22 protein-coding genes are annotated in these 25,412 nt (G+C 63.9%); 12 read left to right on the top strand and 10 right to left on the bottom strand.

The features are described from left to right. Window positions 1-43: 43 nt before the first annotated feature. The 8 genes from M1D87_RS01965 to bioB all read right to left on the bottom strand — a co-directional run bounded on the left by M1D87_RS01965 (window position 44) and on the right by bioB (window position 8,679). Window positions 44-1,327 carry a GGDEF domain-containing protein gene (locus M1D87_RS01965; protein ID WP_039613233.1) on the bottom strand — a complete coding sequence of 428 codons (1,284 nt, stop codon included), beginning with the start codon at window positions 1,325-1,327 and terminating at the stop codon, window positions 44-46. 269 nt (window positions 1,328-1,596) lie between these two features. Then, a complete protein-coding gene (locus tag M1D87_RS01960) occupies window positions 1,597-3,402 on the bottom strand; it encodes a phenylacyl-CoA dehydrogenase (protein ID WP_102083373.1) in 1,806 nt (601 codons plus the stop codon). A gap of 291 nt (window positions 3,403-3,693) precedes the next feature. After that, window positions 3,694-3,990, bottom strand: coding sequence for a hypothetical protein (locus M1D87_RS01955; RefSeq protein WP_003258614.1), 297 nt, complete (start codon window positions 3,988-3,990; stop codon window positions 3,694-3,696). Between the two features lie 230 nt (window positions 3,991-4,220). Continuing rightward, a complete protein-coding gene (gene bioD / locus M1D87_RS01950) occupies window positions 4,221-4,901 on the bottom strand; it encodes a dethiobiotin synthase (protein ID WP_039613231.1) in 681 nt (226 codons plus the stop codon). A gap of 10 nt (window positions 4,902-4,911) precedes the next feature. Beyond that, window positions 4,912-5,730 (bottom strand): malonyl-ACP O-methyltransferase BioC, encoded by an 819-nt coding sequence (bioC, locus tag M1D87_RS01945; RefSeq protein WP_015268699.1) that lies wholly within the window; start codon window positions 5,728-5,730, stop codon window positions 4,912-4,914. After that, window positions 5,723-6,454 (bottom strand): alpha/beta fold hydrolase, encoded by a 732-nt coding sequence (locus M1D87_RS01940; protein ID WP_039613229.1) that lies wholly within the window; start codon window positions 6,452-6,454, stop codon window positions 5,723-5,725. The genes bioC and M1D87_RS01940 overlap by 8 nt, the downstream gene beginning before the upstream one ends. Beyond that, on the bottom strand, window positions 6,447-7,619 hold the full coding sequence (bioF, locus tag M1D87_RS01935; protein ID WP_123084614.1) for an 8-amino-7-oxononanoate synthase: 1,173 nt from the start codon (window positions 7,617-7,619) through the stop codon (window positions 6,447-6,449). Before bioF ends, M1D87_RS01940 begins: the two co-directional genes overlap by 8 nt. A 1-nt stretch (window position 7,620) precedes the next feature. Further along, complete coding sequence (gene bioB / locus M1D87_RS01930; RefSeq protein WP_013970556.1) at window positions 7,621-8,679, bottom strand: biotin synthase BioB; 1,059 nt, start codon at window positions 8,677-8,679, stop codon at window positions 7,621-7,623. 89 nt (window positions 8,680-8,768) lie between these two features. Between bioB and M1D87_RS01925 the strand changes: the two genes are divergently transcribed. The 4 genes from M1D87_RS01925 to rarD all read left to right on the top strand — a co-directional run bounded on the left by M1D87_RS01925 (window position 8,769) and on the right by rarD (window position 12,511). Beyond that, window positions 8,769-9,500: a ComF family protein gene (locus M1D87_RS01925; protein ID WP_421091528.1), complete on the top strand. Its 732-nt coding sequence runs from the start codon at window positions 8,769-8,771 to the stop codon at window positions 9,498-9,500. 157 nt (window positions 9,501-9,657) lie between these two features. Further along, window positions 9,658-10,422: a TOBE domain-containing protein gene (locus M1D87_RS01920; protein ID WP_123084616.1), complete on the top strand. Its 765-nt coding sequence runs from the start codon at window positions 9,658-9,660 to the stop codon at window positions 10,420-10,422. Window positions 10,423-10,584: 162 nt separating this feature from the next. Continuing rightward, a complete protein-coding gene (locus tag M1D87_RS01915; RefSeq protein ID WP_013970553.1) occupies window positions 10,585-11,559 on the top strand; it encodes a serine/threonine protein kinase in 975 nt (324 codons plus the stop codon). A gap of 64 nt (window positions 11,560-11,623) precedes the next feature. After that, complete coding sequence (rarD, locus tag M1D87_RS01910) at window positions 11,624-12,511, top strand: EamA family transporter RarD (protein WP_123084617.1); 888 nt, start codon at window positions 11,624-11,626, stop codon at window positions 12,509-12,511. A 333-nt stretch (window positions 12,512-12,844) separates the two neighbouring features. On the opposite strand, the gene M1D87_RS01905 is transcribed toward rarD, so the two are convergent. Then, window positions 12,845-13,363 (bottom strand): glycine cleavage system transcriptional repressor, encoded by a 519-nt coding sequence (locus M1D87_RS01905; RefSeq protein ID WP_061550883.1) that lies wholly within the window; start codon window positions 13,361-13,363, stop codon window positions 12,845-12,847. A gap of 451 nt (window positions 13,364-13,814) precedes the next feature. Here M1D87_RS01905 and M1D87_RS01900 point away from each other — a divergent pair, with 451 nt between their 5' ends. Further along, a complete protein-coding gene (locus tag M1D87_RS01900; RefSeq protein WP_123084618.1) occupies window positions 13,815-15,992 on the top strand; it encodes a malate synthase G in 2,178 nt (725 codons plus the stop codon). Window positions 15,993-16,139: 147 nt separating this feature from the next. Here the strand turns inward: M1D87_RS01900 and M1D87_RS01895 are convergent, their stop codons facing one another. Further along, the gene (locus M1D87_RS01895) at window positions 16,140-16,679 is read right to left on the bottom strand and encodes a response regulator (protein WP_123084619.1); all 540 of its coding nucleotides are present in this window, start codon (window positions 16,677-16,679) and stop codon (window positions 16,140-16,142) included. Window positions 16,680-16,795: 116 nt separating this feature from the next. Here M1D87_RS01895 and M1D87_RS01890 point away from each other — a divergent pair, with 116 nt between their 5' ends. From M1D87_RS01890 to M1D87_RS01860, 7 genes are all read left to right on the top strand, one after another. After that, the gene (locus tag M1D87_RS01890) at window positions 16,796-18,733 is read left to right on the top strand and encodes a DUF294 nucleotidyltransferase-like domain-containing protein (RefSeq protein ID WP_123084620.1); all 1,938 of its coding nucleotides are present in this window, start codon (window positions 16,796-16,798) and stop codon (window positions 18,731-18,733) included. Then, window positions 18,730-19,440: a 3'-5' exonuclease gene (locus tag M1D87_RS01885; RefSeq protein ID WP_039613220.1), complete on the top strand. Its 711-nt coding sequence runs from the start codon at window positions 18,730-18,732 to the stop codon at window positions 19,438-19,440. Before M1D87_RS01890 ends, M1D87_RS01885 begins: the two co-directional genes overlap by 4 nt. Before the next feature lie 396 nt (window positions 19,441-19,836). Further along, the gene (locus M1D87_RS01880) at window positions 19,837-20,355 is read left to right on the top strand and encodes an RNA polymerase sigma factor (RefSeq protein WP_061303854.1); all 519 of its coding nucleotides are present in this window, start codon (window positions 19,837-19,839) and stop codon (window positions 20,353-20,355) included. Beyond that, the gene (locus M1D87_RS01875) at window positions 20,352-21,308 is read left to right on the top strand and encodes a FecR domain-containing protein (RefSeq protein WP_123084622.1); all 957 of its coding nucleotides are present in this window, start codon (window positions 20,352-20,354) and stop codon (window positions 21,306-21,308) included. The genes M1D87_RS01880 and M1D87_RS01875 overlap by 4 nt, the downstream gene beginning before the upstream one ends. Before the next feature lie 219 nt (window positions 21,309-21,527). Then, entirely contained in the window at window positions 21,528-23,963 is a 2,436-nt protein-coding gene (locus M1D87_RS01870; RefSeq protein WP_123084623.1) for a TonB-dependent siderophore receptor, read from the top strand. Between the two features lie 141 nt (window positions 23,964-24,104). Further along, on the top strand, window positions 24,105-25,217 hold the full coding sequence (locus M1D87_RS01865) for a PepSY-associated TM helix domain-containing protein (protein ID WP_123084624.1): 1,113 nt from the start codon (window positions 24,105-24,107) through the stop codon (window positions 25,215-25,217). Then, window positions 25,214-25,399 carry a hypothetical protein gene (locus M1D87_RS01860; protein ID WP_039613215.1) on the top strand — a complete coding sequence of 62 codons (186 nt, stop codon included), beginning with the start codon at window positions 25,214-25,216 and terminating at the stop codon, window positions 25,397-25,399. Before M1D87_RS01865 ends, M1D87_RS01860 begins: the two co-directional genes overlap by 4 nt. The last annotated feature ends 13 nt before the right edge of the window (window positions 25,400-25,412 follow it).

The following is a 25,412-nucleotide window of genomic DNA, read 5'->3' as shown; positions in this document are numbered from 1 at the left end:
TACGAGACATAGGGTCATCAATAGACCGTATAGTCTAACTCGGTCACGCCGTGCGCACCGCCCCTCGCTGCGCTTGTTGCCCATGCACCATGACACAATTGCGCCCTGCGCCCTTGGCGCTGTACAGCGCCTGGTCGGCGGATTTCAGCACCGCTTCGGGGTTACGATGATCGGCCTGGCGCTCCGCCACACCGATGCTGATGGTGACCGAAACCGTACCCCCACTGCTGCCCGCCCGCCGCTGGCGCCCGGCGGTATCGTCCTGCGGGCGGTTGTGCTGGTCGCGCAGGTGCATCACGTAGTTGGCGATCATTTCGCGCACGGCTTCCACATGGGGCACGCATTCCTCGGCAGTCTTGCCGGCAAACACCAGGGCGAACTCCTCGCCGCCATAGCGGTAGGCACGGCCACCCCCGGTGACCTTGGACAGACGGCTGGCAACCAGGCGCAGCACCTGGTCGCCGACGTCGTGGCCGTGGGTGTCGTTGAATTTCTTGAAGTGGTCGACATCGGTCATGGCGATCACATAGTTGCGCCCCAGGCGCTGCATGCGCTCATTCAGCGCACGGCGCCCCGGCAGGCCGGTCAGTTCGTCGCGGAAAGCCATCTGGTAGGCCTCGTGCGCCACCGCTGCGGCGATCATCAGCATGACCTGGCTGCACATGATGTTCAGGGTAAACGGCAGGATGAAGGTTTGCGGCAGCATCCAGAAAATGCCCAGCAGGCCCATCACCTGCGCAGCGTGCAGCGGCCGTGGTGCACGCAGGTATTGCACCACCAGCAGGATGAACACGCCGAGGAACAGCGGATAGACCATCTGGATCAGGCTCATCCATTGGCCATGCAAGGTTGGCCAGCGGATTTCCGCCAACCAGGTCAGTAGTGCTTGGGGGTAGCTTTGCTCCAGGGCCACCGCCACGCTACCCACGGCGAACAGCACGGCGCCACGGGCGACCAGGTCCTGCAGCAGGTGGGTGCGCTCCTGCCAGGCACCATACAGCCCGAACAGGGCGGGTAGCAGCAGGCACACGAGATGGAAGATCACCGCCGCGTCCTCGCGAACGCGGCCATGGTCACGGTAGAAGTCGGTCTGGGTGTCGAGCAGGTAGTAGGCGATGTACACCGTGAGCATCAGGAACAGCTCGCGCTGGCGACGGTACACCGCACAGTAGGCGCCACCCAGCAGCAGGACCAAGGTGGGCAGGACGTTGAACAGCGATGTGAAAAAGACACTGAGGTCTCTCACATAGGCCGCGGCGAGTCCTGCCAGCAAAAGAATCAGCGAAGGCAGGAAGTGACTCGCGCGAACAGCGTTAAAACGAAACAAGGGTAATCTCCAACCCGGCAGATCAATGGTGGCATTGTGCCCTTACTACATCGGCAGTGCACATGAACAGTTGAATATCGAATCAGACGCTTTTCCTGTAGGAGCAGCCTTGTGCTGCGAAAAGGCCGCAATGACAAAAGATTTTCTGTGGCAGCTATGGCCTATTCGCAGCACAAGGCTGCTCCTACAAAGAGATAGGCATCAGGCCGCAGAATGAAAAAACCCGCCTGACGTTGAAGGCAGGCGGGTTTCGTTTTACAACGGCAGGATCAGTACGACAGGCCGAAGCTCTCTTCGTCCATCGCCATCAGGTTGTTGGCACCCGACAGCATGGTCGCCACGTGGGTACGGGTACGCGGCAGGATGCGCTGGAAGTAGAAGCGCGCGGTCTGCAACTTGGCGGTGTAGAACGCTTCTTCGCTGGTGCCGGCAGCCAGTTTCTCGGCCGCCAGGCGGGCGATGTCGGCCCAGAAGTAGGCCAGGCAGGCGTAGCCGGAATACATCAGGTAATCGACCGAGGCCGCACCCACTTCTTCGCGGTCCTTCATGGCGGCCATACCCACTTTCATGGTCAGCTCGCCCCATTCCTTGTTCAGAGCCGCCAGCGGTTCGACGAACTCCTTGACCGCTTCGTTGCCTTCCTGCGCCTGGCAGAACTTGTGCACGATCTTGGTGAAGCCCTTCAGCGCTTCGCCCTGGGTCATCAGCACCTTGCGGCCGAGCAGGTCCAGGGCCTGGATGCCGGTGGTGCCTTCGTACAGCATGGAAATGCGGCTGTCGCGCACGTTCTGCTCCATGCCCCATTCGGCGATGAAGCCGTGGCCACCGTAGATCTGCACGCCATGGTTGGCGGCTTCGAAGCCGACCTCGGTCATGAACGCCTTGGCGATCGGGGTCAGGAACGCCAGCAGGGCATCGGCCTTCTTGCGCTCTTCTTCATCCTGGCTGTACTTGACGATGTCCACCTGCTTGGCAGTGAAGTACACCATCGCGCGGTTGCCTTCGGCGAAGGCCTTCATGGTCAGCAGCATGCGACGCACGTCCGGATGGACGATGATCGGGTCAGCAGCCTTGTCCGGTGCTTTCGGGCCGGTCAGGGAGCGCATCTGCAGGCGCTCACGGGCGTACTTCAGGCCACCCTGGAACGCTACTTCGGCGTGGGCCAGGCCTTGCAGCGCGGTACCCAGGCGAGCGGTGTTCATGAAGGTGAACATGCAGTTCAGGCCTTTGTTGGCCGGGCCGATCAGGTAGCCGGTAGCGCCGTCGAAGTTCATCACGCAGGTGGCGTTGCCGTGGATACCCATCTTGTGTTCGATCGAGCCGCAGCTCACGCCGTTGCGCTCGCCCACACCGCCTTCGGCGTTGGGCAGGAACTTCGGCACGATGAACAGCGAGATACCCTTGGTGCCGGCTGGTGCGTCCGGCAGGCGGGCCAGGACGATATGGACGATGTTGTCGGCCATGTCGTGCTCACCGGCCGAAATGAAGATCTTGGTACCCGACACCTTGTAGCTACCGTCGGCCTGTGGCTCGGCCTTGGTGCGCAGCATGCCCAGGTCGGTACCGCAGTGCGGCTCGGTCAGGCACATAGTGCCAGTCCACTCGCCGGATACCAGCTTGGTCAGGTAGGTGTGCTGCTGCTCGGGGGTGCCGTGCGCAGAGATGGTGTTCATCGCCCCATGGGACAGGCCCGGGTACATGCCCCACGACCAGTTCGCACCGCCGACCATTTCGCTCAGCGCCAGGCCCAGCGACTCCGGCAGACCCTGGCCGCCGTGCTCGACGTCATGCGCCAGGCTCGGCCAGCCGCCTTCTACGAACTGTTCGTAGGCCGCTTTGAAGCCGGTCGGGGTTTTAACGCCCGACTCGCTCCAGGTGCAGCCTTCCTGGTCACCCACGCGGTTCAGCGGCGACAGCACCTGCTCACAGAACTTCGCGCCTTCTTCGAGGATCGCGTCGACCATGTCGGGCGTGGCGTCCTGGCAACCCGGCAGGCTCTGATAGTGCGCCTCATAGCCGAGCAGCTCGTCGCGAACGAAGCGGATATCACGCAAGGGGGCTTTGTAATCAGGCATTGCGATGAACCTCTAGGTGAGTTCTGTGGGGGTGACCAGCACGTGGCGGCCGTCGATCAAACAGTTGTTTGAAACTTACGTTTAGCTCCGCCTTATGTCAAGGATGGACTATGGTGCCATTTGCGCCACGAAAAATGGCATTCATGCCAAGCCTTGAAAAATAAAGACGCCCCTGTGGGAGCGGGCGTGCCCGCGAAAGGGTCAGGCCAGGCAGTAGAGGTGCCTGATCTGACGCATTCGCGGGCACGCCCGCTCCCACAGGGGCTGCGTGTAAATCGGGTGAGCGCCCTGTCAGGCGTAGGTGTCGATGATCCGGCCGAGCATTTCGTCGGATGCCTTGGCGACCTTTGCGCCAAGCTCGACTTCGAGTTTGCCCACGGCCAGCTGCACGGTGCTGGTGGCCAGGTCCATCTGCTGGCTGCGGTCGACCGCGCGCAGGCGTTCGGCCTGAAAATCGCTGGACTGGCTGGTGGCGCTTCGTTCGGCGGTGGTGCTGGCGATCTGGCTGGCAGCCTGATCGACGCGGTTCTGGCCGGTCTGGATTGCGCTCAGGCCCGCGTAATAGGCGGAGCTACCGGTGATTTCCATGTCAGGACTCCATTGACGCTGGATGACGAACAGGCCCAATTAAAGCAGGCCAGGGGAGAAAAGGCCCGTTTAAATCCCTAATGGCCTGATGCCATTTGATAGGCCTTGGGTATTCCTGTACCGGCCTCTTCGCGGGCTTGCCCGCTCCCACAGGGTCCGCACAATATCTGGACCCTGCGCTGTACCTGTGGGAGCGGGCAAGCCCGCGAAAGGGCCAGGCCTGGAAACGGTTAATCCAGCAGATCCAGCTGAAGGTGTTCAGCCACCATGTCGGCACTGGCCTGCTTCAATTTGGGCACCCGCCCCAGGCATGGCGCCGGCAAACGCTCGGCCAGGCTGGCCAGGTTCTCTTCCAGGCGCGAAGTACGCGGCTCGATGATGTTCGCCACCCATCCCGCCAATTGCAGCCCGTCACGCTCGATCGCCTCAGCGCTTAACAAGGCATGGCTGATACAGCCCAGCCGCACCCCGACCACCAGAATCACCGGCAGCCGCAGGGCCACCGCAAGGTCGGACAGGTTTTCCAGCCCCGACAACGGCACGCGCCAGCCTCCGGCTCCCTCGATCAGGGTGAAATCGGCATTTTGTTGCAGCACATTCCGCATCGCTGCCAGCAGGTCCGACACGGCCAGCGTCACCCCTGCCTCACGTGCTGCCACATGCGGCGCAATCGCAGGCTCGAAGGCAAACGGGTTGACCTGTTCGTAGGGCAGCTTGATCGTGCTTTCATCGATCAGCGCCTGTGCGTCGCTGTTGCGCAAGCCTTTGGGCGTCATCGTGCAACCGGAGGCCACCGGCTTGGCCCCCAGCGTGCTCATGCCCTGCAACCGTGCCGCATGCAACAGGCCGGCAGCGATGGTGGTCTTGCCTACATCGGTATCGGTACCGGCAATAAAATAGGCCTGGCTCATCTCGCTCCCCTTAAGCCTGTGGCTTGCGCAACACACCATAGACCACCTGGTAGGTGGCTGGCAGCCCCTCGGGCTGGCGAAACGCCTCGTAAGCCTGCAGCAGGCCCTGCATGCGGGCCCGGCCGGTAAGCCCGGAAGGCCGGCCAGGGTTCAGGTTGTGGGCGCCGAGTGCCTTGAGCTCATGGGTCAGGCTGCGTACATCCGGGTAGTGCAACACGTGCGGGCAGCGCTGCAGCCCAAGCTGCTCGAAGCCGCTGGCTGCGCACAGGCGTTGATAGTCCTCGAAACGGCGGAAGCGGTTCACATGCACCAGGCCATCCACCGCCTGCCAACTGGCGCGCAGTTCATCGAGGGTACCCACACACAAACTGCTGAAGGCCAGCACGCCGCCCGGGCGCAGCACTCGCAGCGCTTCTGCCAGCACGCTGGCGAACTGGCCGCACCACTGCACGGCCAGGCTGGTGAACACCAGGTCGACACTGGCATCACGCAGCGGCAAACGCTCGGCGTCACCGGCCACGTGATAGAGCGCCCCGCCCTGTTCGTTGCGGGCATGGCACAACATGCCTTCGGCGATATCCACCGCAACGCCGCTGGCCTGGGTGAACCGCTCGGCCAACGCCCTGCTGAAATGACCGGTGCCGCTGCCCAGGTCCAGCCAGCGTGACGGCTGCAGGCCTTCCGGCAACTGCTCCAGCAAGCTCGAACCCACCGCACGCTGCAAGGCTGCCACGCTGTCGTAGCTGGCTGCGGCGCGGGAGAACGAGGCCGCTACCTGGCGCTTGTCGGGCAGCGCGCCGGGCAGGGTCGGACGGGAAAGGTCAGTCATCGCCACTCTCATGCAGGAAACTCTTGATGCCCGCCGCCAGTTCCTGCGGGTATTCCAGCAGGAACGCGTGGGAGCTTTCTTCGACCAGGCCCACTTCCACATCGGGCAGCAGCTCGCTCAGCGCCTTTGCCGCCTCTGCCGGCACCAGCGCATCGCTGCCGGCGAACAGGTGCAACTGCGGGCCTCCGTAGGCCTGCAGTGCTTCGCGGGTGTCCAGCTTGGCCAGCACTTCAAGGCCGGTGGCCAGGTACAACGGGTCGGTGTCCGGTACGCCGACACCCAGTTGGCGCAGCAGGGTGCGCGGTTGCAGGGCACCGTCACTGCACAAGGTACGGAAGCGCTTCAGGGTGACCTGGGTATGGCTGCGGCAGCCGTCGAGGAAGGTGCCGAAAGTGTCTTCGGCCATGCCGTGGGGCCAGTCGGGGCGAGCCACGAAACTGGGGTTGCTGGCCAGGGTCAGCAGGCCGCAGCAATGGTCGCCGCGCTTGTGCGCCAGCGCGCTGGCCAGCATGCCGCCTAACGACCAGCCACCCAGCCAGACATCACTCGGCAGCTTGCGGTCGAGGTGGTCGACCCAGGCCTGCACATCGCTGTGGGCCAGTTCCGGCAAGGGCACCAGCTCTACCTGCAGGCGGGCGTCCTGGGCACGCAGGCTGGCGGCCAGCGGCTCCAGGGAAGCAGTGCCCAAGCCCCAGCCAGGCAACAGAACAAGTCGATTACGCATCGGCGCTCTCCAACTGTGGATAACACTCGGCCAATGCATTCAACAATAGCTGCACCTGCGCCTCGCTGTGCGCGGCGCTCAATGTTACCCGCAGACGTGCGCTGCCCGCCGGCACGGTGGGCGGGCGGATGGCCGTCACCAGCAAGCCGCGCTCGCGCAGCATGCGTGACAGGCGCAGGGCCTTTGCGCTGTCGCCGATGACGATGGGCTGGATCGGCGTCGGGCTGTCCATCAACTCCAGGCCGATCTGCTGCGCACCTTCACGGAACTGGCGGATCAGCGCGGCCAGGTGCTCGCGGCGCCAGGTTTCGCGGCGCAGCAATTCCAGGCTCTTGAGGGTGGCGCAGGCCAGCGCCGGTGGCTGGCTGGTCGTATAGATGTACGGGCGGGCGAACTGCACCAGCGCCTCGATCAGCTCTTCGCTGCCGGCCACAAAGGCACCGGCGGTACCACAAGCCTTGCCCAGCGTACCGATCAACACCGGCACATCCTCAACGCCCAGACCGAAGTGCTCGACGATACCGCCGCCCTGGGTGCCGAGGGTGCCCAAGCCATGGGCATCGTCAACCATCAGCCAGGCACCGCGAGCGCGGGCGACATCGGCCAGCGCCGGCAGGTCGGCCAGGTCGCCGTCCATGCTGAACACGCCATCGGTGACTACCAGGGTATTGCCGACGGCCTTGTCCAGGCGGCTGGCCAGGCTGGCTGGGTCGTTGTGCAGGTAGCGGTTGAAACGGGCACCACTGAGCAACCCGCCATCCAGCAGCGAAGCGTGGTTCAGGCGGTCCTGCAGCACCGTGTCGCCCTGCCCCACCAGCGCGGTGATGGCGCCCAGGTTGGCCATGTAGCCGGTGGAGAACAGCAGCGCGCGCGGGCGCCCGGTGAGTTCGGCCAAGGCCTCTTCCACCTGGTGGTGCGGCGTACTGTGGCCGATCACCAGGTGCGAGGCACCGCCACCGACACCCCAGTGCTCGGCGCCGGCCTGCCAGGCGGCAATCACCTCGGGGTGGTTGGCCAGGCCCAGGTAGTCATTGCTGCAGAAGGCCAACAAACGCTGGCCATCGACCACCACTTCCGGCCCCTGCGGGCTTTCCAGCAGTGGCCGCTGCCGATACAGGTCTGCGGCGCGCCGTTCGGCCAGGCGCGCCGCCAGGTCAAAGGCCATTTCAGGCGGTCGCGGCGTTGTAGAACATCTCGCTGCTGCGCTGCTCGACCAGCGCCTGCTCGATAGCCGCCTGGTGCACTTCGTCGGCGTGCTCTTCACGCGCTTCGGGCTTGATGCCCAGGCGTGCGAACAGCTGCATGTCCTTGTCGGCCTGCGGGTTGGCGGTGGTCAGCAGTTTTTCGCCGTAGAAGATCGAGTTGGCGCCAGCCATGAAAGCCAGGGCCTGCATCTGCTCGTTCATCTGCTCGCGGCCGGCGGACAGGCGCACGTGCGACTTGGGCATGAGGATACGGGCCACGGCCAGCATGCGGATGAAGTCGAACGGGTCGACGTCTTCTTCCTCGGCCAGCGGCGTACCGGCCACCTTGACCAGCATGTTGATCGGTACCGACTCCGGGTGCTCGGGCAGGTTGGCCAGCTGGATCAGCAGGCCGGCGCGGTCGTCCAGCGACTCGCCCATGCCGAGGATGCCGCCGGAGCAGATCTTCATCCCGGCATCGCGCACGTAGGCCAGGGTCTGCAGGCGCTCGCTGTAGGTGCGGGTGGTGATGATGCTGCCGTAGAACTCAGGCGAGGTGTCGAGGTTGTGGTTGTAATAGTCCAGGCCGGCCTGGGCCAGGGCCTTGGTCTGCTCCTGGTCGAGCTTGCCGAGGGTCATGCAGGTTTCCAGGCCCATGGCCTTCACGCCTTTGACCATCTCCAGCACGTAGGGCATGTCTTTGGCCGACGGGTGCTTCCACGCCGCGCCCATGCAGAAGCGTGTAGAACCGATGGCTTTGGCGCGGGCGGCTTCTTCCAGCACCTTCTGCACTTCCATCAGCTTCTGTTTTTCCAGCCCGGTGTTGTAGTGGCCGGACTGTGGACAATATTTGCAATCTTCCGGGCAGGCGCCGGTCTTGATCGACAACAGGGTCGAAACCTGCACGCGGTTCGGGTCGAAATGCGCGCGGTGCACGGTCTGCGCCTGGAACAGCAGGTCATTGAACGGTTGCTGGAATAGCGCCTTGACCTCGGCCAGGGACCAGTCGTGACGTGTTGTTGCAGTTGTGCTGGCGCTCATTGGCGTTTCCTTGTTTAGGCTGAAGCAGGCGCCGGGACAGGAAAGCCCGCCAGCGCATCACGGATAGCTCGCATAGTCATGGAAGGCCTATGAACTGTCAACCACACTGGAAAAGACTGGTTTACAAGTGCTCACTTATTAACCAGTCGTGTTTGCTGTGCGATGAACCTGCCGAGCAGGCCTACCCGCTGTGCGTCGCCTGCGAGCAGGAACTGCCCTGGCTGGGCGATCATTGCCTGCGCTGCGCCCTGCCATTGCCGATGGCCGACCTGGCTTGCGCTCAGTGCCAGCGCCGCGCACCGGCCTTCGAGCAGGTGCTTGCACTGTGGCATTTCGGCTTTCCGGTGGACACGCTGATCAGCCGTTTCAAGCACAACCGCCAGTGGCCCTTGGGGCGCCTGATGGCCGAATTGCTCGCGCATGGGCTGCTGCACGGCTTTACCGAAGGGCTGCCGCGCCCCGACCTGTTGTTGCCTGTACCCTTGGCCAAACGTCGACTACGGGAGCGGGGGTTCAACCAGGCGGGGATGCTCGGGCGCTGGCTGTCGTCGCACGTGGGGGTACGTTGCGACGAGCGGTTGCTGCTGCGCACACGGGAGACACCTGCGCAGCAACAACTGGACGCCAAGGCCAGGCGACGCAACTTGCGCCAGGCGTTTACCGTCACGGGCAAGCTGACGGGCAAGCATGTCGCCATTGTCGATGACGTGTTGACCACCGGTGCGACCGCGCAGGCGGTTGCCGAAGTACTGCGCAAGGCCGGTGCGCGGCGGGTGGATGTGTATTGCCTGGCGCGTACGGCCAAGCCGGGGTATGTATGACTTGTGGGAGCGGCCTTGTGTCGCGAAAGGGCTGCGTAGCAGCCCCAGGATCTCTGCCACGGCAAAAATCGCTGGGGCTGCTACACAGCCCTTTCGCGACACAAGGCCGCTCCCACACAAGCTACACTTCGCTGCCACTTACAATGACCGAATGCCCATGTCCCTGCCCCCTCACCTCACCCAGCACATCGCCCGCCGCCCCCAGCGCATCGCGCTGCTGCAGCACATTGCCGAAGAAGGTTCGATCACCCGCGCCGCCAAGGCTGCGGGCATCAGCTACAAGGCCGCCTGGGACGCCATCGACGAACTCAACAACCTGGCCAGCCAGCCCCTCGTCGAGCGCAGTACCGGCGGGCGTGGTGGCGGTGGTGCCCGTCTGTCGCCGGAAGGCCAGCGGGTGCTGCGCCTGTACCAGAGGCTGCAGGCCCTTCAGGCGCAAATCCTCGAAGCGGCCGAGGAGTCCAGCGACCTCGACCTGCTCGGCCGGCTGATGCTGCGTACCAGCGCGCGCAACCAGTTGCAGGGCCAGGTCAGCGGCCTGCGCCGCGAGGGACGGCATGATCGCGTCAGCCTGGCGTTGGGTGGTGGGTTGGAGATCGAGGCGTTGATCACCCACGACAGCACCGCACGGCTGGAACTGACGCTGGGGACGACGGTAGTGGCGCTGCTCAAGGCGGGGTGGGTGAGGTTGCTGGCCGACGAGGAACAGGCCGAAGCGGATAGCAATTGCCTGCGGGCGAAGGTGGAGGAGGTACTGGCGGAGGCTGATGGGCCTGGTGAGGTCCGGTTGGCGTTGGGGAATGGGCAGACGTTGTGTGCGTTTGCCGAGACGGATTGGTTGGCTGGGCAGCGGGTAGCAGCAGGCAGTTCGGTGCGGGTTCAATTTCATCCCTCTTATGTATTGCTTGGGATTCCTGCATAGCCTGGCCGCGCTTTGCGCGGTTCGCGGGTAAACCCGCTCCCACAGGTGCATCGTTTCCCCGGCAGCTGCGCCGTCCATGTGGGAGCGGGTTTACCCGCGAAGAGGCCGGTACAGGCATAACGCGTTACCATGGTCCCCACGCCGCCTATCCCCGGAGCCACCATGTCCCACCCCTTCGATACCCTCACCCCCGACCTGGTCCTGGACGCCGTGGAAAGCCTGGGCTTTCTCAGCGATGCCCGGGTGCTGGCGCTGAACAGCTACGAAAACCGCGTCTACCAGGTGGGCATCGAGGGCGCGCAACCGCTGATCGCCAAGTTCTACCGCCCAGGCCGCTGGAGCGACGCGGCCATCCTCGAAGAGCACAGCTTCACTGCCGAACTGGCCGAATGCGAAGTGCCGGTGGTCGCCCCGCTGCAGCACGACGGCCGCACCCTGTTCGAACACCAGGGCTTCCGCTTCACCCTGTTCCCCCGCCGCGGCGGCCACGCGCCAGAGCCGGGTAACCTCGACCAGCTCTACCGTCTTGGCCAGTTGCTCGGCCGCTTGCATGCCGTGGGCGCCAGCAAACCGTTCGAGCACCGCGAAGCGCTGGCTGTGGACAACTTCGGCCACGCCTCGCTGAATACCCTGCTGGAAGGCGATTTCGTCCCTCGCGAACTGCTGCCGGCGTTCGAATCGGTGGCCCGCGACCTGCTCAAGCGAGTGGAGGACATCTATGCCCGCACCCCGCACAAGCTCATCCGCCTGCATGGCGACCTGCACCCCGGCAACCTTATGCACCGCGACGAGGTGTACCACGTGGTCGACCTCGACGACTGCCGCATGGGCCCGGCGGTGCAGGACCTGTGGATGATGCTGGCCGGCAGCCGCGAGGAGCGCCTAGGCCAACTGGCCGAACTGATCGACGGCTACAACGAGTTCCACGATTTCGACCCGCGCGAACTGGCCCTGATCGAACCCTTGCGCGCCCTGCGCCAGCTGCACTACAGCGCCTGGCTGGCGCGGCGCTGGGACGACCCGGCGTTCCCGCCGAGCTTCCCCTGGTTCGGCCAGCCACGCTACTGGGGAGACCAGATTCTCGCCCTGCGCGAGCAAATGGCCGCACTGGATGAAGCGCCGCTGAAATTGTTCTAGAAGCACGCCCGCCTCTGTCTACAATAGGCGTCGCTTTATTTAGCTACCTAAGCAAGGATTCTGCATGCACGCCGCAAACCCGCGTCGCGGGTACCTACTGGGCCTCAGCGCCTACATCATCTGGGGTCTTTTCCCCCTGTACTTCAAGGCAATCCAGAGCGTTCCGGCGGTGGAGATCATTGTCCACCGGGTGCTGTGGTCGGCACTGTTCGGCTCGCTGCTGCTACTGGTGTGGAAACACCCCGGCTGGTGGCGTGAACTGCGTGACAACCCGCGCCGGCTGGGCATCCTGGCCCTGAGCGGGGCGCTGATCGCCGGCAACTGGCTGACCTACGTATGGTCGGTGAACAACGGGCGCATGCTCGAGGCCAGCCTGGGTTACTACATCAACCCGCTGATCAATGTGCTGCTGGGCATGCTGATTCTTGGCGAGCGCCTGCGTCGGTTGCAATGGCTGGCCGTGGCCATGGCCGCCGTGGGTGTGGCTCAGCAGGTGTGGCAGGTGGGCAGCCTGCCATGGGTGTCGCTGGTACTGGCGCTGAGCTTCGGCTTCTATGGGCTGATTCGCAAACAGGCACCGGTAGCGGCGCTGCCGGGCCTGGTGGTGGAAACCTGGATGCTGGTACCGCTGGCCCTTGGTTGGCTGTTACTGCATCCGGCGGCGACAAGTGCCCAGGGCGCGTTCTACACCAGCAGCGAAGCGTTATGGCTGATGGCTGCGGGGCCGGTGACACTGGTGCCGCTGGTGTGCTTCAACGCTGCCGCGCGGCACTTGCCGTACACCACGCTGGGCTTCCTGCAGTACCTGGCGCCGACCCTGGTGCTGCTGCAGGCGGTGCTGCTGTTCGATGAGCACTTGTCGCCGAGCACTTTGGTGGCGTTCATGTTCATCTGGGCAGGTTTGGCGATCTACAGCGTCGATGCGTGGGTCAGTTTGCGCAAGCGTGGTTGATCAGAAAATGATCACAACTCTGCAAGCCTTGTGATTCGTGGCCTGCAGAGACATCTCCAAAGGTTATCCACACCCTCGTCCCCGTGCTTTGTGCACAAGCTGCTGATTTTTGGGTGTTTTTTGATCAAGGCCGTGCAAGGCGCGCGCGGCCTGGGCTGGAGAGGGGAACCCCCAGGTTATCCACAGGGCCTTCCCCGTGATATCGGGATAACCGCAGGGGGCTGCTTTGCAGCCCATTCGCAGCACAAGGCTGCTCCTACAGGGGAATGCATATCCTTGTAGGAGCAGCCTTGTGCTGCGAACGGGCCGCGAAGCGGCCCCGGCAATCTCGGATCAATCCTCCGGCCGCAGCTTCAACTCCACCATCAAGTCGTCCGCCAGGCTCTCCAGCTTCTGCTGCAATTCCTCCAGCGACAGGGTCAACGGCAATGCCAGCAAGGCATCGGCATGGAACAGCGGCTCGCTGCTCATGGGCGCCGGCCGCACCTCAGTGGTAAACCGCTCAAGGTTCACCCCAAGGTCCGCCAGCAAACGGGTGATATCACGCACGATCCCTGGCCGGTCATTACCTACCAGCTCCATGGCAATCGGCTTCCAGGTGCACGACGGCTCGATGCCGCTCTCGGCGATCAGCACGCGAATGTCATATCGGACCAACCCCTGCAGCGAAGCCACCAGCTCGTCGTAGTTTTCCGCCGGCACCGCCACCCGCAGGATGCCGGCAAACTGCCCGGCCATGCGCGACATGCGGCTCTCCAACCAGTTGCCACTGTGGTCGGCGATGCACTGGGCAATGCGCTCGACCTGGCCGGCCTTGTCAGGGGCAATCACAGTCAGTACAAGATGATCCACAAGCCCTTCCTCGTGTCGGACCGCGCCGTGCGGCAGAAAATCGGGGGATCAACTCAGTATAGGCAAGGCGCGGCAACCTGCCGCAGGGCAATCCGCACAACGAATCGTGTACTGTTTCAAGATTTATCTGGAACAATCCACCCGTTTTTTGCGAACATACTCACTCCCAGCGTGACCATACGCGACCAACGGGTCGCATAACGGCGCTTTTAGTCTGATTTTGCCCCGCCTACTGCTTCATGTAGTATCCCGTGGCGCGGACTACAAAACGTCGTTTGGATGTCTGCCAAGGCGCCTGTGAAAATACGCACACTGTCTGCCAGCCGGTCTGGCAGGCCGCACCCAGCCGCGCTCGGGGCTTTACTCGGGGGCATGCACTGGTGCCGTGTTTAGAGAAGCGCTACAGGCTTAATACAGAAGAGCGAAATAGCTGAGCAGAGTGAGGCAAGCAATGACTGGATATGTTCAAGTCGGTGGCCTTCAGGTCGCCAAGGTCCTGTACGACTTCGTGAACAACGAAGCCATCCCAGGGACCGGCATCGTCGCCGAGCAGTTCTGGGCCGGTGCAGAGAAGATCATCAATGACCTCGCTCCAAAGAACAAAGCCCTGCTCGCCAAGCGCGACGAGCTGCAAGCCAAGATCGACGCCTGGCACCAGGCACGCAAAGGCCAGGCCCACGACGCCGTAGCCTACAAAGCATTCCTCCAGGAAATCGGCTACCTGCTGCCACAAGCCGACGATTTCCAGGCAACCACCCAGAACGTGGACGAAGAAATCGCCCACATGGCCGGCCCGCAGCTAGTCGTACCGGTGATGAACGCCCGCTTCGCCCTGAACGCCGCCAACGCCCGTTGGGGTTCGCTGTACGACGCACTGTATGGCACCGATGCCATCAGCGATGAAGGCGGCGCCGAGAAAGGCCAGGGCTACAACAAGGTACGTGGCGACAAGGTCATCGCCTTCGCCCGCGCCTTCCTCGACGAAGCCGCGCCACTGGCGGCCGGCTCGCACGTCGACTCCACCGGCTACCGCATCGAAGGCGGCAAGCTGGTAGTTGCCCTGAAAGGCGGCAGCAACAGCGGCCTGCGTGACGATGCCCAGCTGATCGGCTTCCATGGCGATGCCGCTGCGCCGACTGCCGTGCTGCTCAAGCACAACGGCCTGCACTTCGAAATCCAGGTCGACGCCAGCACCCCGGTCGGCAGCACCGACGCCGCCGGCGTGAAAGACATCCTGATGGAATCGGCGCTGACCACCATCATGGACTGCGAAGACTCGGTTGCAGCCGTCGACGCCGACGACAAGGTAATCGTCTACCGCAACTGGCTGGGCCTGATGAAAGGCGACCTGGCAGAAAGCGTTAGCAAGGGCGGCAAAACCTTCACCCGCACCATGAACCCGGACCGCGAGTACGCCGCGCCCAACGGCGGTAGCGTGACCCTGCATGGCCGTTCGCTGCTGTTCGTGCGCAACGTTGGCCACCTGATGACCAACCCGGCGATCCTCGACGCCCAAGGCAACGAAATCCCCGAAGGCATTCAGGACGGTCTGTTCACCAACCTGATCGCCCTGCACAACCTCAATGGCAACACCAGCCGCAAGAACACCCGCACCGGCAGCGTGTACATCGTCAAGCCGAAGATGCACGGCCCGGAGGAAGTAGCCTTCGCCGCCGAAATCTTCAGCCAGGTCGAAGACCTGCTGGGCATGAAGCGCAATACCGTCAAGGTCGGCATCATGGACGAGGAGCGCCGTACCACGGTCAACCTCAAGTCGTGCATCAAGGCCGCAGCCGAGCGCGTAGTGTTCATCAACACCGGCTTCCTCGACCGCACCGGCGATGAAATCCACACCTCGATGGAAGCCGGCGCCGTGGTGCGCAAGGGCGCCATGAAAAACGAGAAGTGGATCGGTGCCTACGAGAACAACAACGTCGACGTTGGCCTGGCCACCGGCCTGCAAGGCCGTGCGCAGATCGGCAAAGGCATGTGGGCCATGCCCGACCTGATGGCAGCCATGCTCGAGCAGAAGATCGCCCACCCCCTGGCCGGTGCCAACACCGCCTGGGTGCCGTCGCCGACTGCAGCCACCCTGCATGCCCTGCACTACCACAAGGTGGACGTACAGGCGCGTCAGCGTGAACTGGCTTCGCGTACCCCGGCGTCGGTGGACGACATCCTGTCCATCCCGCTGGCCGCCGACACCAACTGGTCGGCCGAAGAGATCCGCAACGAACTGGACAACAACTCCCAGGGCATCCTCGGCTACGTGGTGCGCTGGATCGACCAGGGCGTAGGTTGCTCGAAGGTGCCAGACATCAACAACGTCGGCCTGATGGAAGACCGCGCCACCCTGCGCATCTCGGCCCAGCTGCTGGCCAACTGGCTGCGCCATGGCGTGGTCAGCCAGGAGCAGGTGCTGGAAAGCCTCAAACGCATGGCGGTGGTGGTGGACCAGCAGAACGCCAGCGACCCTCTGTACCGCCCGATGGCACCGAACTTCGACGACAACGTCGCGTTCCAGGCGGCGGTAGAACTGGTGGTGGAAGGTGGCAAGCAGCCGAACGGCTATACCGAGCCGGTACTGCACCGCCGTCGCCGCGAGTTCAAGGCGCGTAACGGGTTGTAAGCGACATCTGCGACAGCGGGCCGCTTTGCGGCCCTTTCGCGACACAAGGCCGCTCCTACATGTACCGCGCAAGGCTGAGGTCTGGCGCGGTACTTGTAGGAGCGGCCTTGTGTCGCGAAAGGGCTGCAAAGCAGCCCCACTCCTGCACTACTCGATCTTCAGTTCTTTCTTCACCAGTTCCAACAGCCTGCCCAGATCCACCGGCTTCAACAGAAAATCCACAACCCCCAGGTGCATCACGTCCACCGCCTCTTTGACGTCGGTATCGCCCGACACCACGATGATCGACAACGCCGCCCGCTCTGATTCGCGAACCTTGCGGATCAGGTCCAGGCCATCCTCGGGTTGCATGCGCAAATCCGTAATCATCAAGCCAATCCGTTGCTGGTAGTGCAGGTACAGCCTGGCCTCCTCGGCCCCATCCGCCCCGACACAGTCGATTCCCCGGCTTTTAAGGTACAGGATCAGCGCCTCACGATTCACCGCATTGTCATCCACCACCAGCACCAGCGGCTTGGCAGCCACGGGCGCACTTACGACGGCCAATGCCTCGCGCTCGGCGTCGCTCAGGATGTCGTGTTGCTCAGGCATGCTCATCTCGTCAAAAAATTTCCGCTTCAGCATTAGGACCGCAGAACTTGCGTAACCCGGCTGGCCTTTCGTCGGGTCTTTGACAGGAGCGCTCATAGACTTACGTCCAATGGGCACCATCCCGCCGCAAGCCGACCATGGAGGCAGAGAACAACATGGCCGGCACCTATATATATAGATATATAGTTCGGCATAGCGATACGGTCAGTTTCATGAGCAAAAAGGACGCCTACAGCCAGGCGGGCAGGACGGCAGTGCTGCAGAACATCCAGGGCACCCTGCAGTTCCTGCAGCGTTTTCCGCCGTTCAACCAGATGGAACACAGCCACCTGGCCTACCTGGTCGAACAGTGCCAGCTGCGCTTCTATGCCAGCGGCGAAAGCATCGTCAAACCTGCTGACGGGCCGGTCGAGCACTTCTACATCGTCAAGCAGGGCCGCGTGGTCGGCGAACGCCAGCATCTGGTCAAACCTGGTGTGGAGACTACCTTCGAGATCACCAGCGGCGAATGCTTCCCGCTGGCTGCCCTGCTCGGCGAGCGGGCGACACGCACCGAGCATCTGGCAGGTGAGGACACCTTCTGCCTGCAGCTGAACAAGGCCGCGTTCATCCGCGTGTTCTCGATGTCGGAAGTGTTTCGGGATTTTGCCCTGCGCGGGGTCAGCAGCCTGCTCGACCAGGTCAACCAGCAGGTACGCCAGCGCGCGGTGGAAACCCTCGGCACCCAGTATTCGCTGAACACACCACTGGGTGAACTGGCCATGCGCCACCCGGTAGTGTGCAGCCCCGACACTCCCCTGCGCGACGCCGTGCGGCTGATGCACGAGCAGCAGGTTGGCAGCATCGTGGTGGTTGACCCGCAGCGCTACCCCACCGGTATCTTCACCCTGCGCGACCTGCGCCAGGTGGTGGCGGCGGCCGATGCCGACCTGGGCGCGCCCATCGCGCGGCACATGACCGCCCAGCCGTTCTACCTCAGCCCCCAGGCCAGCGCCTTCGACGCAGCCATGGCCATGACCGAGCGGCACATCGCCCACGTATGCCTGGTGGAAAACCAGCGCCTGTGCGGTGTGGTTTCGGAGCGCGACCTGTTCTCCCTGCAACGGGTCGACCTGGTGCACCTGGCACGCACCATCCGCCATGCGCCACGCCTGGATACCCTGGTCTCGCTGCGTGGCGAAATCAGCCAGCTGGTCGAGCGCATGCTGGCCCATGGCGCGTCCTCCACGCAGATCACCCAGATCATCACCCTGCTCAACGACCACACCGTGTGCCGGGTGATCGAACTGGCGCTGGCCGAGCGCGGTGACCCGGGCGTGCCGTTCAGCTGGCTGTGCTTTGGCAGCGAAGGGCGACGAGAACAAACCCTGCACACCGACCAGGACAACGGCATCCTCTTCGAAGCCGCCAACGGCGCCGAAGCCGACGCCATCCGCGCACGCCTGCTGCCGCTGGCGCAATACATCAACCAGTGCCTGGCCCAGTGCGGCTTCACCCTGTGCAAGGGCAACGTCATGGCCGGCAACCCCGAGCTGTGCCTGTCGCGCAGTGAATGGGCGCGGCGTTTTGCCGGTTTTGTCCGCGAAGCCAGCCCGGAGAACCTGCTGGGCTCGAACATCTATTTCGATCTGCGTGTGGTATGGGGCGACGAGCAAGGTTGCGAGCAGCTGCGCCAGGGCCTGCTGGACCAGGTGGCCGACAACCGCATCTTCCAGCGCATGATGGCTGACAACGCCCTGCGCCAGCGCCCGCCGGTGGGCCGCCTGCGCGAGTTCGTGCTGACCCGCCAGGGCAACGACAAGGCCGCCACCCTCGACCTCAAGGTCCAGGGCCTGACGCCCTTCGTCGATGGTGCGCGGCTGCTGGCCCTGGCCAACGGCATCGGTGCCTGCAATACCTTGGAGCGCCTTCGCCAGCTCGTGGCCAAGGGCGTGATCGAGGCACTGGATGGCGCAGCGTATGAAGAGGCCTACCACTTCATCCAGCAAACCCGCATGCAGCAGCACCAGCGCCAGACCCGCGACAACCTGCCCTATTCCAACCGCCTGGACCCGGACAGCCTCAACCACCTGGACCGGCGCATCCTGCGCGAGTCCCTGCGCCAGGCCCAGCGCCTGCAAAGCAGCCTGGCCTTGCGGTACCAGCTATGAGCCTGTTCGCCTGGCTGCGCCCCAGTGCGCCGGAACTGGACCACGCCACGCGCCAGCGCCTGGCCCGGCTGCCCAAGCCAGCGCCATTGGGGGTGTGTACCCTGCGCGAGCAACGCTGGGTGGTGCTGGACCTGGAGACCAGCGGCCTGAACACCAACCGTGACCAGGTGCTATCGGTTGGTGCCGTCGCCATCGAAGACGGCGCCATCGACTTTGCCCAGCAGTTCGAACGCACCTTGCACCGGCCTTTGCAGAAGACCAACGCCAGCGTGCTGATCCACGGCCTGGGCCCGAGTGCCCTGGCTGCCGGTTGCGACCCGGCCGAGGCCTTGCTCGATCTGCTCGACTTCATCGGCAACAGCCCGGTGTTGGCATTCCATGCGCCGTTCGACCAGCGCATGCTCGCCCGCGCGCTGAAGGAAAGTCTGGGCTATCGCTTGCAGTCACCTTTCCTGGATGTTGCCGAGCTGGCGCCGATGCTCAACCCCGACACAGTGCTGCGCGAGGCCGGGCTGGATGACTGGGTGGCGCGGTTTGGCCTCCAGGTCGAGGAGCGCCATCACGCCAGCGCCGATGCGCTGGTTACCGCCGAACTGGCGCTGATCCTGTTCAGCCAGGCCCGGCGCCAGCAGCTGGACAGCCCCCTGCAGCTGGAGCAGCGCTTGCGCGGGTGGCGCAGGCGCAAGGTGCACAACCACGGTTTGTAGGGCGTGAGCGCTGAGTCGCCTGTGAGATCGAGCGCCGCCCGCGCGGCGCTTCGCAGCACAAGGCTGCTCCTACATATGTTTCGGGCCAATTTTTTCTGAGAGATTAGCGCGCGGTCCCTTGGCATCCACCTCGATATCGCGTCGGACAACCAAGGCGGTCGCGCGCATTGGCACAGGCGTTACTGGCCTGAAACAGATGTAGGAGCAGCCTTGTGCTGCGAAGCGCCGCGCGGGCGGCGCTCGATCTCATAAGCGCTACATCACCCACGCCCTACACCCCGTCAGCCCCAACCATGATGGCCATCCGATAAGCGTCCATTGCACCCACCCCCTCCCCTCTGCAACAATCGCGAATAATTATCGTTAGTTAATGCATTCGTTCCGGGGGGACGCTGCTTGTCTTCTGCACAGAGCCCACACGCCGATCTGGTCGGTGCGCTGTACCGCGACCATCGCGGCTGGCTGCTCGCCTGGCTGCAACGCAGCATGGCCTGCCGCCAACGTGCCGAAGACCTGAGCCAGGACACCTTCGTGCGCCTGCTCGGCCGTGCGCAACTGGATACGCCCCGCGAACCCCGCGCGTTCCTGGCCGCCGTGGCCAAGGGCCTGATGTTCGACCACTTCCGCCGCGCCGCGCTGGAACAGGCCTACCTGGCCGAACTGGCCCTGATGCCGGAATCCGAACAACCTTCCCCGGAAGTGCAACACCTGATCCTCGAGGACCTCAAGGCCATCGACCGCCTGCTCGGCAAGCTGTCGAGCAAGGCCCGCGCAGCATTCCTGCACAATCGCCTGGACGGTATGAGCCATGCCGAAATCGCCGAGCGCATGGGGGTTTCGGTTTCGCGGGTGCGCCAGTACATCGCCCAAGGCATGCGCCAGTGCTACGTGGCCCTGTACGGGGAGCCGACGTGAGCAGTTCACCGGTTTCGTCCCGGGTGCTGGAAGCCGCCATTGCCTGGAAGCTCAGCCTCGACAACGGCAGCGGCACACCTGACGAGCGCAGCGAATTCATGCGCTGGCATGCTGCCAGCGAGGAGCATGCCCGCGCCTGGCGCCAACTCGGCGCCATGGACCAGCGTGTGAGCGCCGCTGCCGGCCCGGCACGCCAGGCCCTGCTGCAATCGCGCGCCGGGCTGCGCCGACGTATCGGCAAGGTCGGCGGCGGGCTGGCCGGCATGTTTCTGCTGGGCTCGCTGCTGGCCTGGGTCGGCGCACCATCGCTGGCACCGAGCTACTGGCTGGCCGACCAGCGTACCGCCACCGGCGAACTGCGTACCCTGCGCCTGGAAGACGGCACCTTGTTGAGCCTGAACAGCCACACTGCCGTGGATATCGACTACGCCGGCGAGCAACGGGTGATCGTGCTGCACCAGGGCGAGATCTCGGTCGAAACCGGCCATCAGGACCCGCGCCCGCTGCTGGTGCGCACCGACGATGGCCGCATGCGCCCGTTGGGCACGCGCTTCCTGGTGCGCCGCGAGGACGACGGCACGCGACTGGAAGTACTGCAAGCCTCGGTCGCTGCCATGCCGCTGAACAGCGGTGACGAACAGGTGCTGCGCGAAGGCCAGCAGGTGCTGATGAACGCCAACGGCCTTGGCCGGATCGGCACTGTGCCAGCCGGTGCCGACGCCTGGACCCGCGGCATGCTGGTGGTGGACAACGTGCGCCTGGCTGACCTGCTGGCCGCGCTCGGCCAGTACCGCAGCGGTTACCTCGGGGTGGACGAGCAAGTCGCCGACCTACGTGTGACCGGCAGCTTCCCGCTGACCGACACCGACCTGGCGCTGTCGTCGCTGGTGCCGGTACTGCCGGTCAAGGTCGAGCGGCATACGCCGTGGTGGGTGACCGTCGTTCCCAAGTAGGCCTGCACCGGCCTCTTCGCGGGTAAACCCGCTCCCACAGGATTGCACCAGCCTCAAAGCCCCCGCGATCCCTGTGGGAGCGGGTTTACCCGCGAAAGGGCCGGTACAGGCAAAAACCAACCTCAAATAATTCTCAATTTTTTTCAGATTCGCCCTGTCACTTTTCAAATCTCGCTCGGCAAGGAAGCAGAAAGCACTTATCCGTCGAGGAGCCTCTGCATGTCCCGCGCTGTTGATCGTATCCTGCGCCCCAGCCTGATGGCCCTGGCCATCGCCGTGACCGCACCATTGGCCAGCCCTGCCCTGTTCGCCGCCGAGCAATCCGCTCAGCGCGCCTACGACCTGCCCAGCGCCCCGCTGGCCACCACCCTCAACCAGATCGCCAGCCAGTCCGGCATCGCCCTGGCCATCGACCCGGCACTGGTCAGCGGCCGCACCTCGGCCCCGGTGAGCGGGCAGTACGATGGCCTTGGCGCCCTGCAGGCCGCCCTGCGCGGCACCGGCCTGCAACTGCAGCAAAGCAGCGTGGGCAGCTACAGCCTGGTGGCTACGCCGGAAGGGACACTGGCGTTGCCGGAGACTGCGATCAATGCGACTTCCAGCTATGAAAGCGCCTGGGGACCGGTAGAGGGTTACACCGCTACCCGGACAGCAGCAGGCACCAAGACCGACACCGCCATCGCCGAACTTCCCCGCTCGGTAAGCGTGATCACCCGCCACCAGATGGAAGACCGACCGGTGCTCAGCCTGAACGACGCCCTTCGCTACACCGCTGGCGTGCAGAGCAGCGGCTATGGTTCCGACTCGCGCAGCGACTGGTTGCTGGTACGGGGTTTTGTGCCTACCCAGTTCCTCGATGGCCTGCCATTGCCCAAGGGCAACTACGCCACCCCCAAGATCGAGCCCTGGAACCTGGAGCGCATCGCCGTGCTGCGTGGCCCGGCCTCTTCGGTCTACGGCCAGACTCCACCAGGCGGCCTGCTGGACATGACCAGCCGTCGGCCGCAATTGGAAAACAGCCACGAAGTCGAAGCCCAGGTTGGCAGCAACAACCACAAGCAGATCAACTTCGACAGCACTGGCAAGCTCGATGATGCAGGCCAGTTCCTGTACCGAGTGAGCGGCACCGTGCGTGACAGCGGTTCGCCGGTAGACCACATCCCGGACAAGCGCTACAACATCGCGCCCAGCCTGACCTGGAACATCAACGACGACACCAAGCTGACTCTCATCAGCCAGTACACCCGCGATGACACCGGCATCACCGGCCAGTTCCTGCCACTGCAGGGCACCAAACTGGATAGCCCCGCAGGCAAGATATCGCACCACAAGAACCTGGGCGACCCGGATTGGGAATCTTACGACCGCACCTACTACCACCTGGGCTATGCGTTCGAAACACGCCTGAACGACACCTGGCAGTTCCGTCAGAACCTGCGCTACGCGCGTAACGAACTGGACTTCAAGGGCATTACCGCCGGTGGTTCGATCTGGCCAGCCGGCCCGGACGAAGCTGTCAGCGCCGATGGCACCGTGCAACGCACCGCCGGTATCGTCGAGGAGGACATCTCCCAGTTCGCCTTGGACAACAACTTCCAGGCCGACTTCCAGACCGGGCAGGTTGCCCATACCCTGCTGCTGGGGCTCGACCACCAGCGCTCGGACAGCAATGCCCGCTGGCGCTGGGGCTCGGCGGGTGTGCCACCGAGCAATATCCACAACCCCATCTACGGTCAGGATTTCTCGAACGTTCAGTACTTCGACATGTACGACTACGACCAGAAAACCCAGCAGACCGGCCTGTATATCCAGGACCAGATGGCGTTGGACAACTGGCGCCTGACCCTTGGTGGCCGTGAGGACTGGGTGCACACCGGCACCACCTTCCACAATCAAGGCGACGCAACCAACACCCAACGCGACAAGAAGTTCAGTGGTAACGCAGCTCTCAGCTATGTATTCGATAACGGCCTGACGCCTTACATCTCCTATGCCGAGTCGTTCCAGGCTGCCACCGGTTCCACCGTCAACAGCACCGATGCCTTCGAACCGACCGAAGGCAAGCAATACGAACTGGGCATCAAGTACCAGCCTCCAGGCAGCAATAGCCTGTTCACCGCTGCTGTGTTCGACCTGACACAGGAGAACATGTCGGTGACCGAGGGTGGTGTCACCCGCCAGGTAGGCGAAGTGCGCGTAAAAGGCCTGGAGTTGGAGGCTACCTCGGATGTGACCGAGAACCTCAAACTGGTGGGCTCGTACACCTACAACGACAGCGAAATCATCAAAGGCACCAGTGACGAGAAAGGCAAGCGCATGGCGCAGGTGCCGCGCAACCAGGCTACTGCCTGGGCTGACTACACCTGGCACAGCGGACCACTGGATGGGTTCGGGGTCGGCGTTGGCGTGCGCTACGTGGGCGACACCTACGGTAATACCACTAACACCGATTGGGGGCATGTTGGGTCCTACACCGTGTACGACGCTTCGGTGCACTACGACCTGGGCCGCCTGAACAGCACCCTCAAGGGGGTGACCGTAGCCGTGGATGCGAAGAACCTGTTCAACAAGGACTACTTCTCTACCTGTGACGGGTACTACTGCTACTACGGCGACGAGCGCAACGTGGTGGCCAGTGTCAATTACAAGTTCTGAGTGAATGGGGGCCGCTTTGCGGCCCTTTCGCGACACAAGGCCGCTCCTACAGGAAAACACGCCCCCTTGTAGGAGCGGCCTTGTGTCGCGAAAGGGCTGCGCAGCAGCCCCAGCTTCCAACAGGCAAAAATCGGTACCGTGATGAAAAGCCCAACCATCCGCCGCTGGTCGGTGATCCACACCTGGAGCAGCCTGGTCTGCACCCTGTTCCTGCTGTTGCTGGCAGTCACCGGCCTGCCGCTGATCTTCCACCACGAGCTCGAACACCTGCTCGGCGACGCCCCCGAACTGCGGGAAATGCCGGCCGATACGCCACACCTCGACCTGCAGCAGTTGGTGATCAAGGCCGAGCAGCACCGCCCCGGCGAGGTCATGCAGTACTTCGGCTACGACGAGGACGAAGCCAACGGCGTAGTGGCCATCACCGCCGCCACCGCCGGCACCGAACCCAATTCGTCGCACACCTTCATGCTCGACGCCCGCACCGGTGAAGCCGTGGCCATGCCGGCCGCCAACGGCGGCTTCATGATGACCATGCTGCGCCTGCACGTTGACATGTTCGCCGGCCTGCCCGGCAAGCTGCTGCTTGCCTTCATGGGCGTGCTATTCGTCGTGGCGATCATCTCCGGCACAGTGCTCTATGCACCATTCATGCGTCGCCTGGACTTCGGCACGGTGCGCCACGGCAAATCCCGTCGCCTGCGCTGGCTCGACCTGCACAACCTGATCGGCGTGATCACCTTGGCCTGGGCACTGACAGTAGGCGTGACCGGTGTCATCAGCGCGCTGTCGGACCTGGTCATCGCCGCCTGGCGCAACGACAGCCTGGCCGCCATGGTTGCCCCGTACCGTGATGCCCCACCGCTCACCGAACGCGCTCCGGCCACCCACCTGCTGACCATCGCCGAACAGGCCGCCCCCGGCATGCGCCCGGACTTCATCGCCTTCCCCGGCACACGCTTTTCCAGCGAGCACCACTATGCGGTGTTCATGAAGGGCGCCACGCACCTGACCTCGCACCTGCTCACGCCCGTACTGATCGATGCGCGAACACTAACGGTGACCGCCGTCGACGAACGCCCCTGGTACATGGATGCCATGGGCCTGTCGCAACCGCTGCACTTCGGTGACTACGGTGGCCGGCCAATGCAAATCCTGTGGGCGCTACTCGATGTGCTGACCATCATCGTCCTCTGCAGCGGCTTGTACCTGTGGTGGGGCAAACAACGCACGAAGCGGGAGGCGCGGGCATGAGCCACAAGTCACAGCCGACCTGGCGTATCTTCATATGGCCGACGGTCGTGGCCCTGCTCACTGCCGTGGGGCTATTTGCCGCCTTGCTGGGGGACGGGGTCTGGGACAGCCTGGCCTGGCTCGGCCTGGGGGTGTCGGCGGCTCTTGGCCTGCAAGGTTTCTACCCTCGTCCACGGCAGTAGCCGGGTAATACCC

The sequence above is a fragment of the Pseudomonas sp. SA233 genome (assembly GCF_054792385.1).
The sequence above is the reverse complement of the archived record's forward strand: the minus strand, read 5'-3'. Positions and strand labels throughout refer to the sequence as shown.

Coding starts and splice junctions, on each gene's coding strand:
- M1D87_RS01890 (WP_123084620.1), top strand. CDS start 16,796: ATGAGCAAAAAGGACGCCTACAGCCAGGCGGGCAGGACGGCAGTGCTG.
- M1D87_RS01940 (WP_039613229.1), bottom strand. CDS start 6,454: ATGCGTAATCGACTTGTTCTGTTGCCTGGCTGGGGCTTGGGCACTGCT.
- bioC (WP_015268699.1), bottom strand. CDS start 5,730: ATGACTGACCTTTCCCGTCCGACCCTGCCCGGCGCGCTGCCCGACAAG.
- M1D87_RS01895 (WP_123084619.1), bottom strand. CDS start 16,679: ATGAGCGCTCCTGTCAAAGACCCGACGAAAGGCCAGCCGGGTTACGCA.
- M1D87_RS01900 (WP_123084618.1), top strand. CDS start 13,815: ATGACTGGATATGTTCAAGTCGGTGGCCTTCAGGTCGCCAAGGTCCTG.
- M1D87_RS01960 (WP_102083373.1), bottom strand. CDS start 3,402: ATGCCTGATTACAAAGCCCCCTTGCGTGATATCCGCTTCGTTCGCGAC.
- M1D87_RS01955 (WP_003258614.1), bottom strand. CDS start 3,990: ATGGAAATCACCGGTAGCTCCGCCTATTACGCGGGCCTGAGCGCAATC.
- M1D87_RS01860 (WP_039613215.1), top strand. CDS start 25,214: ATGAGCCACAAGTCACAGCCGACCTGGCGTATCTTCATATGGCCGACG.
- M1D87_RS01915 (WP_013970553.1), top strand. CDS start 10,585: ATGTCCCACCCCTTCGATACCCTCACCCCCGACCTGGTCCTGGACGCC.
- M1D87_RS01925 (WP_421091528.1), top strand. CDS start 8,769: ATGAACTGTCAACCACACTGGAAAAGACTGGTTTACAAGTGCTCACTT.
- bioB (WP_013970556.1), bottom strand. CDS start 8,679: ATGAGCGCCAGCACAACTGCAACAACACGTCACGACTGGTCCCTGGCC.
- M1D87_RS01870 (WP_123084623.1), top strand. CDS start 21,528: ATGTCCCGCGCTGTTGATCGTATCCTGCGCCCCAGCCTGATGGCCCTG.
- M1D87_RS01865 (WP_123084624.1), top strand. CDS start 24,105: ATGAAAAGCCCAACCATCCGCCGCTGGTCGGTGATCCACACCTGGAGC.
- M1D87_RS01920 (WP_123084616.1), top strand. CDS start 9,658: ATGTCCCTGCCCCCTCACCTCACCCAGCACATCGCCCGCCGCCCCCAG.
- bioD (WP_039613231.1), bottom strand. CDS start 4,901: ATGAGCCAGGCCTATTTTATTGCCGGTACCGATACCGATGTAGGCAAG.
- bioF (WP_123084614.1), bottom strand. CDS start 7,619: ATGGCCTTTGACCTGGCGGCGCGCCTGGCCGAACGGCGCGCCGCAGAC.
- M1D87_RS01885 (WP_039613220.1), top strand. CDS start 18,730: ATGAGCCTGTTCGCCTGGCTGCGCCCCAGTGCGCCGGAACTGGACCAC.
- rarD (WP_123084617.1), top strand. CDS start 11,624: ATGCACGCCGCAAACCCGCGTCGCGGGTACCTACTGGGCCTCAGCGCC.